At 63.1% G+C, this 17,030-nt stretch carries 15 protein-coding genes; 14 read left to right on the top strand and 1 reads right to left on the bottom strand.

The features are described from left to right. The first annotated feature begins 114 nt into the window (after positions 1 to 114). From BVH06_RS03435 to BVH06_RS03385, 11 genes are all read left to right on the top strand, one after another. Positions 115 to 1,524, top strand: a complete 1,410-nt coding sequence (locus BVH06_RS03435; protein WP_075933198.1) for an LLM class flavin-dependent oxidoreductase — start codon at positions 115 to 117, stop codon at positions 1,522 to 1,524. 20 nt (positions 1,525 to 1,544) lie between these two features. Beyond that, positions 1,545 to 2,516 (top strand): AMP-binding protein, encoded by a 972-nt coding sequence (locus BVH06_RS03430; protein WP_075933197.1) that lies wholly within the window; start codon positions 1,545 to 1,547, stop codon positions 2,514 to 2,516. Then, positions 2,513 to 3,283 carry an ABC transporter ATP-binding protein gene (locus BVH06_RS03425; RefSeq protein ID WP_075933196.1) on the top strand — a complete coding sequence of 257 codons (771 nt, stop codon included), beginning with the start codon at positions 2,513 to 2,515 and terminating at the stop codon, positions 3,281 to 3,283. The genes BVH06_RS03430 and BVH06_RS03425 overlap by 4 nt, the downstream gene beginning before the upstream one ends. After that, a complete protein-coding gene (locus tag BVH06_RS03420; protein ID WP_075933195.1) occupies positions 3,280 to 4,161 on the top strand; it encodes a branched-chain amino acid ABC transporter permease in 882 nt (293 codons plus the stop codon). The genes BVH06_RS03425 and BVH06_RS03420 overlap by 4 nt, the downstream gene beginning before the upstream one ends. A 4-nt stretch (positions 4,162 to 4,165) precedes the next feature. Beyond that, a complete protein-coding gene (locus BVH06_RS03415; RefSeq protein ID WP_075933194.1) occupies positions 4,166 to 5,230 on the top strand; it encodes a branched-chain amino acid ABC transporter permease in 1,065 nt (354 codons plus the stop codon). Positions 5,231 to 5,312: 82 nt separating this feature from the next. Beyond that, a complete protein-coding gene (locus tag BVH06_RS03410; RefSeq protein WP_075933193.1) occupies positions 5,313 to 6,653 on the top strand; it encodes an ABC transporter substrate-binding protein in 1,341 nt (446 codons plus the stop codon). Between the two features lie 66 nt (positions 6,654 to 6,719). After that, on the top strand, positions 6,720 to 8,054 hold the full coding sequence (locus BVH06_RS03405; protein WP_075933192.1) for an ABC transporter substrate-binding protein: 1,335 nt from the start codon (positions 6,720 to 6,722) through the stop codon (positions 8,052 to 8,054). Positions 8,055 to 8,175: 121 nt separating this feature from the next. Beyond that, complete coding sequence (locus tag BVH06_RS03400; protein ID WP_075933191.1) at positions 8,176 to 8,955, top strand: ABC transporter ATP-binding protein; 780 nt, start codon at positions 8,176 to 8,178, stop codon at positions 8,953 to 8,955. Positions 8,956 to 9,235: 280 nt separating this feature from the next. Next, positions 9,236 to 10,588 carry an OprD family porin gene (locus BVH06_RS03395; protein WP_075933190.1) on the top strand — a complete coding sequence of 451 codons (1,353 nt, stop codon included), beginning with the start codon at positions 9,236 to 9,238 and terminating at the stop codon, positions 10,586 to 10,588. 159 nt (positions 10,589 to 10,747) lie between these two features. Further along, entirely contained in the window at positions 10,748 to 11,980 is a 1,233-nt protein-coding gene (locus tag BVH06_RS03390; RefSeq protein WP_075933189.1) for an SfnB family sulfur acquisition oxidoreductase, read from the top strand. A gap of 9 nt (positions 11,981 to 11,989) precedes the next feature. Then, positions 11,990 to 12,376, top strand: a complete 387-nt coding sequence (locus BVH06_RS03385; RefSeq protein WP_075933188.1) for a hypothetical protein — start codon at positions 11,990 to 11,992, stop codon at positions 12,374 to 12,376. Between the two features lie 252 nt (positions 12,377 to 12,628). On the opposite strand, the gene BVH06_RS03380 is transcribed toward BVH06_RS03385, so the two are convergent. After that, complete coding sequence (locus BVH06_RS03380; protein WP_075933186.1) at positions 12,629 to 13,867, bottom strand: acyl-CoA dehydrogenase family protein; 1,239 nt, start codon at positions 13,865 to 13,867, stop codon at positions 12,629 to 12,631. Positions 13,868 to 14,204: 337 nt separating this feature from the next. On the opposite strand from BVH06_RS03380, the gene msuE reads away from it, so the two are divergent. From msuE to BVH06_RS03365, 3 genes are read left to right on the top strand one after another with little or no spacing between them, the layout of a single operon-like run. Further along, on the top strand, positions 14,205 to 14,765 hold the full coding sequence (gene msuE, locus BVH06_RS03375; protein ID WP_075930445.1) for an FMN reductase: 561 nt from the start codon (positions 14,205 to 14,207) through the stop codon (positions 14,763 to 14,765). 26 nt (positions 14,766 to 14,791) lie between these two features. Then, complete coding sequence (gene sfnG, locus BVH06_RS03370; protein WP_075930444.1) at positions 14,792 to 15,883, top strand: dimethylsulfone monooxygenase SfnG; 1,092 nt, start codon at positions 14,792 to 14,794, stop codon at positions 15,881 to 15,883. An 11-nt stretch (positions 15,884 to 15,894) separates the two neighbouring features. After that, positions 15,895 to 17,025, top strand: a complete 1,131-nt coding sequence (locus BVH06_RS03365; protein ID WP_075933185.1) for an AMP-binding protein — start codon at positions 15,895 to 15,897, stop codon at positions 17,023 to 17,025. The last annotated feature ends 5 nt before the right edge of the window (positions 17,026 to 17,030 follow it).

The following is a 17,030-nucleotide window of genomic DNA, read 5'->3' as shown; positions in this document are numbered from 1 at the left end:
TCTGGTTTTATCTAACTCTATGTAAATAAAAGAGTTATCAGTTGGCATGAATCGTGTTGATAGAGCTACAAGCAGCACCGCGACAGGTGCCGAGCCTATCGAGCAGGAGTCCCCATGCCACGTGAAATTCGTTTGAACGCCTTCGAGATGAACTGTGTCGGCCACCAGTCGCCCGGCCTTTGGAGGCACCCCAAGGATCGCGCCTGGCAATACAAGGATCTGGATTACTGGACGGATCTGGCCAGGTTGCTGGAGAGTGGCAAGTTCGACGGCATCTTCATCGCCGACGTGATCGGTATCTACGACGTGCTGGGCGGCAATGGCGATGCGGCCATCCGCCAGGCGACCCAGGTTCCGGTGAACGATCCGCTGGCGTTGATCACCCCGATGGCGCTGGTTACCGAGCACCTGGGCTTCGGTCTCACCGCCTCGCTGACCTTCGAGCACCCATATCCCTTCGCCCGGCGCCTGTCGACTCTGGATCATCTGACCAAGGGGCGCATCGGCTGGAACATCGTCACGTCCTACCTCGACAGCGGTGCGCGCAACCTCGGGCAGAAGGCCCTGAGCGATCACGATGCGCGCTACGACTACGCCGATGAATACCTTGAAGTGCTCTACAAGCTGTTCGAAGGCAGCTGGGAGGAGGGGGCGGTGGTGCGTGATCGTGAACGCGGGATCTTCACCGACCCGAGCAAGGTTCATGAAATCCGTCACCAGGGAGAGCATTTCCAGGTGCCTGGCATCCACCTCTGTGAACCGTCGCCGCAGCGCACGCCGGTTCTCTACCAGGCTGGCGCATCGAGCCGCGGCAAGGACTTCGCGGCCGGGCACGCCGAGTGCGTGTTCGTCGCCGCACCGTCCAAGGCGATCCTGAAAAAAACCGTGGCAGACATCCGCCGTCGGGCTGCCGAAGCCGGGCGCGATCCACGCAAGGTGCTGATCTTCAACCTGCAGACGGTGATCGTCGACGAGACCGACGCCAAAGCCCAGGCCAAGTGGCAGGAGCTGAAATCCTATAGCAGCTACGAGGGGGCGCTGGCGCTGATTTCCGGCTGGACCGGTATCGACTTTGGCCAGTACCAGCCGGATCAGGTGCTCAAGCACATCCACACCAACGCCATTCAATCGGCAGTGGAAACCTTCTCTACCGCCGACCCGGACAAGCAGTGGACGGTCCAGGAACTGGCTGACTGGGTTGGCATTGGCGGCTTCGGTCCGCTGATCGTCGGCAGTGCGCAGACCGTTGCCGACGAGCTGCAGGCCTGGGTCGAGGAGACCGACGTGGACGGCTTCAACCTGGCATATGCCCTGGCCCACGAAACCTTCCGTGATGTGGTCGAGCTGCTGGTGCCCGAGTTGCAGGCACGCGGCGTGTACAAGACCCATTATCGCTCCGGAACCCTGCGCGAGAAATTATTCGGTGATGGCCCGCGACTGCCCGCCAACCATCCAGGTGCCGGTTATCGCGACCTCAGCCAGCAGCGCAAAACCCTCAGTGCCAGCCTGGCCGAGCCCGCCTGAGTCGGCAGAGGAGTCATCGCATGAGCATTCATGAACTCAATCCGCCGGTGCCTGATGTGGTGGACGGCAGCGCCCTGACGGCGTTGCAGCGCTGGGCCAGAGAACGACCGACACAAATCGCCCTGCGTCATCGCCGCCTTGGCGCGTGGAAGGCCTGGCGCTGGATCGACGTGCAGCGCGAGGTCGAGCGGGTTGCCGATGGCTTGCGTCAGCAAGGTTTTGCTCCTGGCGCGCGGCTGGCCTTGTGCGGCGCCTATGAGCCGAGCTTGCTGATCCTGGCATTGGCTGCCCACCAGCTTGGTGGCCAGAGCCTGGTGATTGGCCGCGATAGCCGTGGCGATGAGCTGCAACGGCAACTGCACCGGGTGCGCCCTACGTTTGCGTTCGTCCAGCGCCGCGAAAACGTGTCGCACTGGTTAGGCAGCGGCCTTGTCGAGCAGTGGCCACTGCGTCTGTTTTCCGCCCAGGCCAATGCCGTGAGCAACGGCTTGTGGCAGGTGCAGCCACTGTCGGCGCTGTTTGTCGGTGAGGCGCCGGTAGCGCAGCGTGAGGGTTGGGCGCAGGTGTCTGAGGATGACGTGCTGTGGATCGATGAAGGCACCGAATGGCATGAAGGATTGGGGCATTTGCTGAGCCGCTGGTTGGAGCACGGCGAAGGCCTGGCCTTTCCTGAGACCAGCGAATCTGCCGCTCGCGACCGCCGCGAAATCGCCCCGACCGGGTTGCTGCTATCTGTTGCGCGCGCCGAGGCGCTGGCTGGTGAAATCGATGCGCGTTTAGCGCCATCGGGCACTTGGCGGCGGCGCCTGTGCGACTGGACGCTGGAGAATTCGCACCAGGGCTTGCGTCGCAGGCTGAAGCAGCGGGTGCGGCGTTTGCTCGGCTTTCATCGCTTGCGCCGGATCGAGGTGCCGAGTGCGCCTGCCGGTGTGGCGTTACAAGGCCCGGCTCGCCTGTCGTGGCTGCACGACCATCTGGAGCGGGTGGCATGAGCGCCTTGCTGGAGATACGCAATGTGTCGCTGTCGTTCAAGGGCGTGAAGGCGATTTCCGATCTGTCGTTCAGCGTCAGGCGCGGCGAGATCTGCGCCCTGATCGGGCCGAATGGCGCTGGCAAGAGCTCGCTGCTGAATATCCTCAACGGGGTCTACCAGGCCGATACCGGGCAGTTGTACTTCGCTGCCGAACCGTTGCGCCGGCCACACCCGCTGAAGGCTGCGCGGCTCGGGATTGGCCGCACTTTCCAGAACAACGCGCTGTTCAAGAAGATGAGCGTGCTGGACAACCTGCTCACTGGCCTGTCGCGATTTCAGCGCAGCTTTTTTCTCGAGCAGGCGCTGGGCTTGCCACGTGCCCGGCGTGAAGCGCGCGCTTTCGCTGAACGCGCCGAGAGCGTGCTCGAGTTCCTCGAACTGCAGCCTTGGCGCGACGTTGCCGTGGGCAGCCTGGCTTACGGCCTGCAGAAGCGCGTGGAGCTGGGCCGCGCACTGATCGCGCAACCGACCCTGCTGCTGCTCGATGAGCCGATGGCGGGGATGAACGCCGAAGAGAAACAGGACATGAGCCGCTTCATTGCGGATATCAACCGCGATCTCGGCACCACGGTGATTCTCATCGAACACGACATTCAGGTGGTCATGGGGCTGTCCAGCCACGTGGTGGTGCTGGACTACGGGCGCAAGGTCGGCGATGGCACACCGACCGAGGTTCAGGTCAATCCCGATGTGATCGCCGCTTATCTGGGGACGCCAAACGGATGATCTTCTTTCTGGAAACCCTGATCGGCGGGTTGCTCGCCGGCACCATGTATTCGCTGGTGGCCATCGGCTTCGTGCTGATCTACAAAGCCAGCGGTGTGTTCAATTTCGCCCAGGGTGCGATGCTGCTGTTTGCCGCGCTGACCTTCGTCAGCCTGCACGAGCAGGGGCTGTCTTTCGCCCTGGCGCTGGCCGTGACGGTGCTGGTGATGATCATCGGCGCGCTGTTGATCGAGCGGTTGGTGCTAAGGCCACTGGTCAATCGCTCACAGATCACCCTGTTCATGGCCACCCTCGGCCTGTCGTTCGTCATCGAGGGCCTGGCTCAAGGGCTGATGGGTGCCCAGGTGCGTGCGCTGGATCTGGGTATCGAAGACATCCCGCTGTTCGTCGGCGAGATCATGATCAGCCAGTTCGACCTGGTCGCCGCGAGCGTTTCCGCACTGCTGGTGATGGTGCTGGCGCTGCTGTTCAACCAGACCCGTATTGGCGTGGCGCTGCGTGCGGTGGCCGACGATACCCGTGCGGCGCTGTCGCTGGGCATCAACCTCAACCGCATCTGGCAGATCGTCTGGGCCGTGGCCGGAGTGGTCGGACTGGTCGCCGGGCTGCTCTGGGGCGCGCGCCAGGGCGTGCAGTTCTCGCTCTCGCTGGTGGTGCTCAAGGCGCTGCCGGTGCTGATCATCGGTGGCTTCACCTCGATTGGCGGGGCCATCGTCGGCGGGCTGATCGTCGGCGCAGCGGAGAACCTTGCCGAGGCCTACATCGGCCCGCTGATAGGTGGCGGCATCACGCCCTGGTTCGCCTATTTCCTCGCCCTGATCTTCCTCTACATCCGTCCGGCTGGCCTGTTTGGCGACCGGGCCATCGAACGGGTATGACGCCATGACCGCTACCGTTTCGCGCCTGCGCACCAGCTTCGACGAAGCGCCTCTGATTCTGGTACGCCACCGCTGGCCGCTGGGGTTGTCGCTGTTGCTGCTGGTGGCTTTCGTCGGGCTACCCCTGCTGGGCAACGATTACTGGCTCAACGCGATCCTGATTCCCTTTCTGGTGTTGTCGCTGGCCGGGCTGGGGCTAAACCTGTTGACCGGCTACACCGGGCAGACCTCAGTCGGCGCTGCCGGTTTCATGGCGGTTGGAGCCTTCGCCACCTACGGCCTGCTGCTGCGTATACCTGGGCTGCCCTTGCCGCTGGCGCTGATCGGCGGTGGGCTGATTGCAGGTCTGGTTGGCTTGCTGTTCGGCATTCCGAGTTCGCGGATCAAGGGGTTTTACCTGATGGTCACCACGCTCGCTGCGCAGTTCTTTCTGGAGTGGGTGTTCGCCAAGTTTCCCTGGTTCTACAACTACGCCTCGTCCGGCACCATCAGCGCGCCCCGTCTGGAATTGTTCGGCTACAGCGTGGCCACGCCGGTCGGCCGTTACCTGCTGACCCTGAGTTGCGTGGTGCTGCTGACCTGGGTGGCGGTCAACCTGGTGCGTAGCCAGGTCGGCCGCAACTGGATGGCGATCCGCGACATGGATACCGCTGCGGCAGTGATCGGCATTCCGGTGGATCGCTACAAGCGCCTGGCCTTCGCCGTCAGCTCCTTCTACCTGGGAATCGCTGGGGCGCTCTGGGCTTTCGCCTACCTGGGCACCGCCAGCGCCGGGAGTTTTGATATCAACCGGTCGTTCCAGATCCTCTTCATCATCATCATCGGTGGCATGGGCAGCATCGCCGGCAATTTCATCGGCGCGGCCTTCATCAGCCTTACACCGATTCTGCTCAGCCACGCCGGGCAATGGCTGTTCGACGGCAACGTCGATGCCGGGCAATTGCAGAACCTGCAGAAGATTCTCTTCGGCAGCCTGATCATCTGGTTCCTGATCAAGGAGCCGGAGGGGCTGGTACGCCTGCTCGGCGACCTGCGCGAACGCATCAGGGTGTGGCCGCTGAGATTCTGAACCCCACGATTTGAACGCTACCACGAACCTTGACCCGACTCCGGGAAAGGAGGTTTCCAGCACTGCACAAGAAGTACACATCATGCGCAAAACCTTGCATCGCAACCTGCTCGCCAGCCTTTTCGCACTCGGCGCTCAGGTCTTGTTACCGGCCATCGCCCAGGCCGCCGATAACCAGCAGTTCATTCCCATGGCCACCTACCGGGTTGGCGCCTATGCCTCCAGTGGCATTCCCTGGTGGGCCGGGGAAATCGACTATTTCCGCTACATCAACGAGGTGGAGGGCGGTATCAATGGCGTCAAGCTGGTCTGGCAGGAGTGCGAGACCGAGTGGAACGTCGACCGTATCGTCGAGTGCTACGAGCGTCACAAGGGCGGCAAGGACGGCGCGCCGGCGGCGTTCTTCTTCACCCACAGTACGCCAGGTTCCTACGCGCTGATGGAGAAGGGCGCAGCCGACCGCATCCCGTTGATCGATGGCGCGGGCGGGCGTACCGAGTCCACCGACGGCAGCGTTTTTCCCTATGCCTTCCCGCTGTTGCTGAACTACTACGGTCAGGCTTCGGTGGGCATCAACTACATCGCCGAGCGCGAGGGCGGTTTCGAAAAACTCAAGGGCAAGAAGATCGTCACCGTCTACCACGACTCGGCCTACGGTCGTGAAACCCAGGCGCCGATGAAGCTGCTGGCGGAAAAATACGGCTTCGAGAACATCCAGATTCCGGTGGCCGATCCGGGTAACGAGCAGTCCGCGCAGTGGCGTCAGGTGCGGCAGATCAAACCGGACTGGGTGTTCCTGCGTACGTGGGGTGTGTCCACTCCCGTGGGCATCAAGACTGCCGCGCGCTTTGGCATCCCGGTGGATCGGATCATCGGCGACGTCTGGGCCGGTTCAGAGGCTGATGTGATTCCGGCAGGCGGGGCGGCCAAGGGTTACCAGGCGCTGGCGCCATTCCCAGGGGGTGACGGTTTCGAGATCCACCAGCGCCTGCGCCAGCATATCCTCGATGCCGGCAAGAGCGACCTCAAGGACAAGCGCTACTTCGGCAAGGTGTACTACAACATCGGCCTGATCAACGCCGCGATTGCCGTCGAGGCACTGCGCACTGCCCAGGGCAAATTTGGTAACCGCCCGCTCACCGGAGAGGAAGCACGCTGGGGCTTCGAGCATCTGGACATCGACGCCGCGCGGCTCAAGGCCAGCGGTTTCGAAGGGCTGTTGCCACCGCTGAAACTGTCCTGCTCTGACCACGAGGGCGGCGGTGCTGCCCGTGTGCAGCAGTGGGATGGCGATAAGTGGGTGCTGGTGACCGACTGGATCCAGGCCGACCGCGCCACCCTGCGTCCGCTGATCGAAACCAAGTCCGCTGCCTACGCCAAGGAAAAAGGCATCACCCCACGCGACTGCGCCAACGAGCAATAAGACCCTATCGACAACCAGCGCCTGGCCGCCGTTGTGCAGGTCGGGCGCGTGAGTAGAGAAGACACCATGAATGCAACCCTGAAACGTAGCTTCGCTGCCTTCGGCCTGGCGCTCGCAACCTGCGCCGCGCTGCCGGTGACGGTCCAGGCGGCCAATGAACAGTTCTTCCCGCTGGCCACCTACCGGGTCGGTGCCTATGCCTCCAGCGGCATTCCAGTGTGGGCCGGGATGATCGACTACCTGCGCTACGTCAACGAGGTGGAAGGTGGCATCAATGGCGTCAAGCTGGTCTGGCAGGAGTGCGAGACCGAGTGGACGGCGGAGAAGGGCATCGAGTGCTACGAGCGCTTCAAGAATGGTCTCAATGGCGCACCGGTGGCGGTCTACCAGCCCAATGGCGCGCCGGCTGCCTATGCCCTGGCGGACAAGGCCGCGGCCGACAAGATCCCGCTGATCACCCTTGGCTACGGCCGCACCGAAGCCACCGACGGCAGCGTGTTCCCCTACAACTTCCCGGTGATGCTGACGTTCTACAGCGAGGCTTCGGCGTTCATCAATTACGTGGCCGAGCGCGAAGGCGGGCTGGACAAGCTCAAGGGCAAGAAGATCGCCACCGTCTACCACGACTCGGCCTACGGTCGGGAAACACAGGGGCCGTTGAAGCTGCTGGCAGAAAAGTACGGTTTCGAGAACATCCAAATCCCCATCGCCGATCCGGGTAATGAACAGGCTTCGCAATGGCGCCAGGTACGGCAGCTCCAGCCGGACTGGATATTCCTGCGTACCTGGGGCGTGTCTACTCCGGTGGCGATCAAGACCGCCGCACGTTTCGGTTTCCCGGTCGATCGCATCATCGGCGACATCTGGGCCAGCTCCAATGAGGACGTGCTGCCGGCCGGCGAGGCGGGCAAAGGCTACCTGGCGCTGACGCCCTATCCGGGCGGTGCCGACTTCGACATTCACCAACGGATCAAGGAACACATCCTCGACAGGGGCAAGAGCGACCTCAAGGATCCGAAAAGCTTCGGCAGCGTGTACTACAACTCCGGCCTGGTGAACGCCGCCATCGCCGTCGAAGCGATTCGCGCAGGGCAGAAGAAATTTGGCAACCGGCCACTCAACGGCGAGGAAGGTAGCTGGGGCCTCGAGCACCTCGATCTCGACGATGCGCGCCTCAAGGAGATCGGTTTCCTTGGCCTGATGCAGCCACTGAAGCTTTCGTGCAGCGACCACGAGGGTGGCGGGGCCGCCAAGGTGCAGCAGTGGGATGGGCAGCAGTGGAAGCTGATCACCGACTGGGTTCAGGCCGACCGCGTCACCCTGCGTCCGTTGATCGACGCCAAGTCGGCCGAGTACGCGAAAGAGAAGGGTGTGATGCCTCGCGATTGCAGCGTGCAGTAGCCGCTTGCCGTGAGCAGGGTGCGAGGTGTGCGCTGCGACCATGAGCGTTGCCAGGAGCCTCGCAGGGCCTCGTGGTGCGAAAGACAATCGGGCGCGAAGGTGCCCAACGGAGGATGACGACATGAGCAGTGCGCCCCAATCGAGCGCCGCGAGCCAGGAGCTGCTTGCGGTAAACGACATCGAAGTGATCTACGACGGCGCGATCCTCGCCGTGGCCGGGGTTTCCCTGCGGGTCGGGCAGGGCGATATCGTCGCGCTGCTCGGCGCCAACGGCGCTGGCAAGAGCACCACGCTAAAAGCCATTTCCGGGTTGGTTCAGGCCGACCGTGCACAGGTCAGCCGAGGCCAGATTCGTTTCCAGGGGCAGAACACCGCTGGTGTCGCGGCCAATGTGCTGGCGCGCCAGGGCATCGTCCATGTGCTGGAGGGACGGCATGTATTCGCCCACCTGACCATCGAGGAAAACCTGCGCAGTGGTGGCTTTCTGCGCAACCCGACACGGCGTGAGCTGGAGCAGGATCTGGAGCGGATCTACGCCTGGTTCCCGCGCTTGAAGACCAAGCGCAAGACCCAGGCCGGGCTGACCTCAGGTGGCGAGCAACAGATGCTCGCCATCGGCCGTGCGCTGATGACCAAACCGCGTCTTGTGCTACTCGATGAGCCCTCGATGGGCCTGGCACCGATCATCGTCGAGGAGATCTTCGCCATCGTCGCCCAGCTCAATGCGCAGGAGGGCGTGAGCTTTCTGGTCGCCGAGCAGAACATCAACGTCGCCCTGCGCCATGCCAGTTACGCCTATATCCTGGAGAACGGTCGGGTGGTGGGAGAGGGTTGTGCTGCCGAGTTGGCAGCGCGGGAAGATATCCAGCATTTTTACCTGGGCGGCAAGGCCGGCGGGTAGGCGGCGATACCTTGAGAAACCTGCGTTAACCCAATGTTTGCTCACTGTGTAACGTTCTACCTGACGCGGCCTAGGCCGCGTTTTTTTCGTCCTGACGAAACTGCTGTGGCGCCGGCAACAGCGGTTGCGCAGACTGCTCCTATGACCTAGCGCCAGGCTGTTGGGTTTTTGATTCAAGTTGTTGAATAGAAATGATTTTATGGTTTGGCATGGTTGTTGGAATAACTGGACTTGCAGCGCCTGGAAAGGCGCCGACCTCATCATTCCAAGGATCACTGCCATGCGCTCTACAACCTACTGCAGAACTGCTCTTTCCCTGGCCATCCTGTCGGCCAGCCCTGCCTTTGCCGGCAACGATGATGGTGAAGGTTTCATCGACGGCGCGCAGATCCAAGTGATCAACCGCAACTTCTTCTTCAGCCAGGATTATCGCAACGGCGACTTCACCATCAACCCCAATGATGGCGAGCGACAAAGCCTTCATCGTGAATGGGGCCACGGCATCATCGCCAACCTGCAATCCGGTTTCACCCATGGCACTGTCGGATTCGGCGTGGACGTGCAGGGGCTGGTCGGCCTCAAGCTCGATGGCGGCAATGGAGCGGTTGGCAATGGTGTCGGCGTGCCCGGCATCGTGTCTCGTTCGGGGAGCAACTTCGACGGCGAGCCGAAGGACAGTTACGGCAAGGTTGGCGCAGCGCTCAAGGTGCGCGCTTTCGATACCGAGCTGCGCTATGGCGATGTCAGCCCGACCAGCCCGGTACTGCATGCCAGCGATATCCGCCTGTTGCCGCAGACCCTGCGTGGCTTCATTTTCAACAACAACTCGCTGCATGGCCTGAGTCTGCAGGGCGGCAAGCTGGAGTCGAGCAGTGACCGCAACGCCAGCAACCATCGTGGCGACCTCGGCACCGTCTATGCCGGGCGCATCAAGGGTGCCAACGATGTGGTGTACCTGGGCGGCGATTACCGTTTCAACGAGCAGCTTGATTTCCGTCTGCACAGCAGTCGTCTTGACGACGTCTGGAACCAGTCGTTCTTCAGCGTCGACTACGTACAGCCGCTGAGCGACGACTTGAGCTTGAAGACCGGCCTCAACTATTACCGCACCCGTGACAGCGGCCAGGCCCTGGCCGGCAAGATCGACAACGACTCCTGGAGCGTGCATGCCGGTCTGGCTGCTGGCGCTCACGGCTTCAAGCTGTCCTACACGCGCATCGATGGCGACACGCCGTTCGACTACGTGTGGAACACCTATGACCTGCAACTGGATGCCGCCTCGCAGGTTTCCGACTTCAACAACCCCAACGAGCGCGCCTGGGAAGCCCGTTACGACTATAACTTCGCCTCGCTCGGCGTGCCCGGTCTGAGCCTGACGGCGCGCTACGTGCGCGGTACCGACATCGACGGCACACGCGCCGGTGGCGCCTACGGCTATTTCAATGCCACCGAGGACGGCCGCCACTGGGAGCGCAACCTGTGGCTGCGGTACGTGCTGCAGAGCGGGCCGGCCAAGAATCTCTCGTTCAACCTGATGCAGGCCACTCATCGCGTCGGTGGCGATCACGTCGCCGAATCCAACGTCGACGAGCTGCGCCTGATCGTCGAGTACCCGCTGGATATCAGTCTTTGAAATCACTGTTCGCTCGGCAACAGCCAATCCGCAGTTTGCCCCGCCAGGCGCTTTCCCGATGCCCGGGAAGGTTCACCAACTCGCTGAATCAAAAGGATTTCCCAGGTTGGTATGGGCTGTGCTGTAGCCCTGGGGAATCCGTCACACATGGAGTAGCACATGACCCAGACACAGTCAGCCGACCTGCCTGCGCAGGTTCGCCCGGCACCGCAGCGTGCGGCCTATATCATCCGTAACGACGCAGAAGCCATCGAAGTGGCGCAGCGCCTGGCCGAGGATTTCGCCCGCGAGGCGGCCTTGCGTGACCGCGAGCGACGCTTACCCTGGGAGGAGCTGGAACGCTTCTCCGAAAGCGGTCTGTGGGCGATCAGCGTACCGAAGGCATACGGAGGCGCCGGGGTCTCGTACGTCACCCTCAGCGAGGTGATCGCAACCATCTCCGCCGCCGATTCGTCGCTTGGCCAGTTGCCACAGAACCACTTCGGCGTGCTCAGCAACCTCGGCCTGACCGGCAGTGAGGAGCAGAAGCGCCGCTACTACGCCAAGGTGCTGCAAGGCTACCGTTTCGGTAACGCCTTCTCCGAAGCGCGCAGCCAGTACGTCACCACCTTCCAGACGCAGATCCGCTTCGACGGCGATACGGCGGTGCTCGACGGCGAGAAGGCCTACTGCACCGGTGCGCTGTTCGCCCATATCGTCCCGGTCGCTGGTGTCGACGAGCAAGGCCGCCCGTACATCGCCTTCGTTCCGCGCGATGCCGCCGGCCTGACAGTGATAGACAGTTGGGACGGCTTCGGCCAGCGCATCACTGCCAGCGGCCAGGTGCGTATCGAAGGTGTACGCGTGCCAGCGAGCGATGTGATACCCGCCTGGAAGGCTTACGACCAGCCAACCGCCGATGGCCCGATCTCGCAGATCATTCAGGCCGCCGTGGACACCGGCATCGCCCGTGGCGCATTCGCCGAAATCCTGCGCGTGGCGCGCCAGGCACGGCCGTGGGTCGACAGCGGGTTGCAGCACGGCTGGCAGGACCCGCTTGGCCAGGCGCTGATTGGCGAGCTGGCCTGGCGCCTGCAAGCGGCCGAAGCGATCTTGCAGCGTGCTGGCCAGGCGGTCGACCGCGCCGTCGCCGAGCCCAGCGAAGAGCACGTTGCCGAAGCATCGGTGGTGGTCGGCCAGGCCAAGGTGCTGTCCACCGAGATTTCCCTCGAGGCGTCCAGCCGCCTGCTGGAGCTGGGCGGCACCCGCAGCGTCTCGGCCAGCCAGGGGCTGGATCGATTCTGGCGCAACGCGCGCACTCACACCCTGCATGACCCGGTGCGCTGGAAGTACCACCTGGTCGGCAATCAACTGCTCAACGGCATCAAGCCGCAACGTCATTCCTGGAACTGAGGTTACGCCATGTCCACTCCCCATTCCCAAGGCCAGGGCGACCTGGCTCATGCCCGTTATGCCGAGGCGTCGCTGCTCGATTACCTGCGGGGGCAGAGTGCCCGTCACGAAGCGCCAGTGATTGCCGCAGTCGGCGAACTGCGCATTCGCATCGATGCTGCCGACGCGTTGCTGGAGCACGCTGGCGCCTCGCAATCGGCAGCCATTGTCTTCCGTCTTGCCGCAGCCGAGGCGGCGCGTTTGGCAGCGCAGACGCATTTCGAACTGGTCGGCAGCAGCCTGCCACGACCGCAGCCGGACAGTGCCGAGCCGGAATTGCCGACGCAACGGCGGCTGCTCGGTGACCATTACTTAAACGGCGCCGCCCTGGCCGATGAATTGGGAGGGCAGGCATGAATCGGGTCCCGGCGTTGTTCGCCGGGCTGATGCTGGCGCTGGCTGGTGGCTTGGTGCAAGCCAAAGCGTGGTGATTTGTGGGAGGGGCTTTAGCCGCCATTGGCGCTGCTTGGGCGTCAAGAGCTGACGGCTAAAGCCCCTGCCACGAGTCGTGCGACCGGCTGCTCCGGCCTATTCGTTGATCTGTGCTAACTAAAGGATCGTGATCAGGTTCCAAGGTCTGGAGAGTGCTCTCCAGGCCTATGCATGCCGTCAGGGCTGCTTGGCACCGCCGCCGATCTGCCAGACATAGGGTGGCTCGGTACCGTTCACATACCAGTCGCCGATGATGCGTTCCTTGTAGATCACCGGGTTGTGCGAGGCGGCGGTACGGGCGTTGCGCCAGTGGCGATCGAGCTGTTTGGCGGTGCTGGCGCCGGAAGCACCGAGCGTGTTGAACAGGTCGCTGGTGGCACGCAGTACCAGTTCCACGGCGGCCACCTGGGCCTGGGCCGACTCCAGTTCGGCGGCGCTGTTGGCCTGCTGTTCGGCCGTTTCTTCATTGTCAAAGCGCGCCAGATAGGCCTGTTGAGCCGCCTCGGCGGCGCGCAGGGTGCCCGCTTCTGCGGCGTAGACCAGGCCGCTGGCTTTGCCGATCACCTGCAGCACCTGCGGATCCTGGCTCACGGCAGGGGCGTTGCCATGGCTGAATATCCGCGTGCGCTTGCTGGTTTCCTGGCTGAAGTCGCGCACGGCGGCGCGGCCGGAACCGACGATGACGGCCAGCAGAACCAGTTGGTAAAAGGCCGTCTGGTATTTGAAGCGGGTGGCGAAGTCGATGATGTTCTCTTCCTCGACTACGGCATTCACGAACACCGAGGTGCCGCTGCCGGTGGTGCGCTGGCCGAAGCCGTCCCAGTCATCGCTCTGGGTGATGCCAGGCTGCTGGGTGCGGATCGCCGCAATCACGTCGGCGCCAGTGTCATCGCGACGGGCGAACAGGTCGATCCAGTCGGAGAAGATGCTGCCGGTGCTGTAGTACTTGGTGCCATTGACCACCCATTGCTCGCCCTTGCGGGAAACGCGGGTGATGACGTCGCCAATCTTCACCGCGCCGATTTCCGTCCAGGCACAGCCGACCAGATCACCCTCGACGAAGCGCTTGAACCAGACGTCCTGTGGCGTGCTGGCGTGGGCATTGAGGCGATCCTCGACGAACGCGAAGTGCCCGCGCAGCGCTTGCGGCACGTTGGAGTCGGCCTCGGCCAGCTCGATCAGCAGTTGGAACAGTTGCGGCAAGGATGCGCCAGCGCCGCCGTGTTCGACGGGGACGCGCACGGCGCCGAAGCCGGCCTCCTTCAGCCAGCGGATGGGCTCGAACGGCAGGCTGCGGTTGCGCTCGCGCTCCACGCTACCTTCGGCGATGCGCGCGAAGATGGGCCGGAAGCGAGCGGCAAGGGGGTCGTAGTCGGTGCCGGTAGACAGGTGTGGCACGTGGGCTTGAGCGGTCATCGCAGTTCTCCTCGATTGTTGCGATTGCTGACGGCGTATCCCTCGCAAACTCCGTGCCCTGTATTAAATTGATTATAAATCAATGGGTTGTGATTGATCCGGAGAGCCGAGCTGTAGCTGAACCAACAGCTTGTTGAATGGCTGTTGGAAGGCGGGCAGTTCTGCTTTCTGGTGCTGCTGTTGGTCTACGGTCAGTGCTTTAACAGCTTGCGTGCGGTGGAGCAGTGGAAGTTGTTGGTGAGTAATTTCAACTCATTGAATTAAATAGAATTTATTCGTTGGCACGGTTGCTGCTCAACCTCTCTCGAACAATGCCCTATGGGCAGGAGGGGTGAGTATGAGCGCAAGCGTTATCAAGGTTGTGGTGGTGTCGGGGAGTTTGCGTGTGCCGTCGCGCACTCACGGGCTGCTGGAGGCCCTGGTGCAAAGGCTGCAGGCAAGGTTGCCGAATCTGCACGTGCATTGGGTGCGTATCGCCGAGCTGTCCAGCACCTTGTCCGGTTCGCTCGAGCGCGACACGGCCTCTGCCGATCTGCTGCCTCACTTGCAGGCCATCGAACAGGCTGACTTGCTGCTGGTCGGCAGCCCGGTCTATCGCGCCTCCTACACGGGGTTGTTCAAGCACCTGTTCGATCTGGTCGACCACCATTCGCTCAAGGGCGTCCCCGTGGTGCTGGCGGCTACCGGTGGCAGCGAGCGCCATGCGCTGATGATCGATCACCAGTTACGCCCACTGTTCGCCTTCTTCCAGGCCCACACGCTGCCGTATGGGTTGTACGCCAGCGTCGAGGCCTTCGATGACTACCGCCTTGCTGAAGTTGCGCAGTTCGAACGTATCGAGCGTGTGCTCGACACCGTTGCGGCGTTCTTTCAAATCCCGGTCGCCAGCGCGGCCTGACTTTCCGAGCTACAGGAGACACCGTCATGAGCCAACCGATCAAATTCGCCTACTGGGTACCCAACGTCAGCGGCGGCCTCGTCGTCAGCAAGATCGAGCAACGCACCAGTTGGGATATCGACTACAACCGCAAACTGGCGCAAATCGCCGAACGTTCCGGCTTCGAGTACGCGTTGTCGCAGATCCGCTTCACGGCTGGCTACGGCGCTGATAATCAGCACGAGTCAGTGACCATCAGCCACGCCCTGCTGGCCGCCACCGAGACGCTCAAGGTGATCGCCGCGATCCTGCCCGGGCCGTGGACACCGGCGTTGGCGGCCAAGCAACTGGCGACCATCGACCAGTTCACCGCTGGTCGCGTCGCCATCAACGTGGTGTCCGGTTGGTTCAAGGGCGAGTTCCGCGCCATCGGCGAGCCGTGGCTGGATCATGATGAGCGCTATCGCCGCTCCGAGGAGTTCATCCGCGCCCTGAAGGGCATCTGGACGCAGGACAACTTCAGCTTTCACGGCGATTTCTACCGTTTCAACGATTACACCCTCAAGCCCAAGCCGCTGCAGCAACCGCATCCGGAAATCTTTCAGGGCGGCAGCTCGCGAGCCGCGCGCGACATGGCCTCACGGGTTTCCGACTGGTACTTCACCAATGGCAACAGCGTCGAGGGTATCAAGGCCCAGGTCGACGATATCCGCGCCAAGGCGGCAGCCAACGGTCATTCGGTGAAGGTCGGTGTGAACGCCTTCATCATTGCCCGCGATACTGAGGAAGAAGCCCGTGCGGTGCTGGCCGAGATCATCGCCAAGGCCGACCCGGAGGCCGTCAACGGCTTCGGTAGTGAAGTGAAGAACGCCGGCGCGGCCAGCCCGGAGGGCGAGGGCAACTGGGCCAAGTCCACCTTCGAAGACCTGGTGCAGTACAACGATGGCTTCAAGACCAACCTGATCGGCACGCCACGGCAGATCGCCGAGCGCATCGTCGCGCTCAAGGCCGTCGGCGTCGACCTGATCCTCTCCGGCTTCCTGCATTTCCAGGAAGAGGTCGAGTACTTCGGCAAGCATGTACTTCCGCTGGTGCGCGAACTGGAGCAGGAGAAGCTCGCGTCACTGGCCGTGGCCTGAGGGGCGCCGTCATGCACGAGGAATCTGCCAGCAACCTGCCGGCCAGCCTGCTTGCTCGCGCGCGTCAGCGCGGAGGTGATGTAGCGCTGCGGCACAAGCGCCTGGGGTTGTGGCAGGAACGCACCTGGGAGCAATTGCTGGCTGAGGTGCAGGGGCTGGCCAGCGGCATGCGCGAGGCCGGTTTCGTTGTCGGCGACAGCCTGGTGATCCTCAGCCGACCGCGTCCCGAGGCGTTGCTGGCGAGCCTGGCGGCGCAGTGGCTGGGCGGTACTGCGGCGCTGCTCGATCCGCTGGCGCCGGCCGAAGAACAACTGACGCTGCTGCGCGAACTCGAAGCCGGCTTCGTACTCGCCGAAGGCCAGGAGGAGGTCGAGCGAGTTCGCCAGGCTGATTCGTTGCCGCGACTGCTGTTCTATGCCGATGGCCGTGGCCTGGCCGATGCCGGCGTGCAGAGTTATGCCCGGCTGGCGGCGCAGCAGCCTGATTCGGCGTTGTCGATTCTTGCGCAAGGCGAACGCCCGGCGTTCAGTTTCCATCGGCTGGATGGTGAAGGGCAGGCTCAGCAGCAATGCCTCAGCCATATCGAACTGCTTGGTGAGGCACACGGGCTGATCGAGCAGGAGCGCCTGACCGCGGCCGAGGAGGCCCTGGCTGCACGTACCTTCGCTGCCAGCGGCCAGGCTCGCTACTTGCTGGCGCCCTGGCTGCTGGCCGGTTTTCGGCTGAATTTCCCGGAGAGCCTGGCGACCCGCGACAACGATCGCCGGGAGCTGGGGCCGACCCTGGTGCTCGGTACCCATGAGAGCTACGGCCGTCTGTATGCCTTGGCGCAGCAGCGCCTACCGCTGCCTGGCAGCTTGCTGCGGCGCTGGCTGGATTGGGCGCTCACGGCGCGTGAAGGCGTGCTGCGCTACAGCTTTGGCTACTGGTTGCTGCTCAGGCCGTTGCGCGATGTCCTGGGCCTGAGCCGTACCCGTGTGCCGTTGCTGGTCGGCGAAGCGCTGCCGAGTGAGGCGCAGGCGTTCTTTGCCGCCCTCGGCGTTGCGCCACGTGCCTGGCCGGAAACGCCGCGTTGGCAGGCTACGCGCACTCTGCGTCCATCCATCGCTGCCTGGCCGCAAGGCCATGAGCAGCCAGCCTGAGGCGT

It is taken from the genome of Pseudomonas sp. PA27(2017), from assembly GCF_001945445.1.
GTDB lineage: Bacteria > Pseudomonadota > Gammaproteobacteria > Pseudomonadales > Pseudomonadaceae > Aquipseudomonas.
This window is presented reverse-complemented; position numbering and strand designations above follow the sequence as displayed.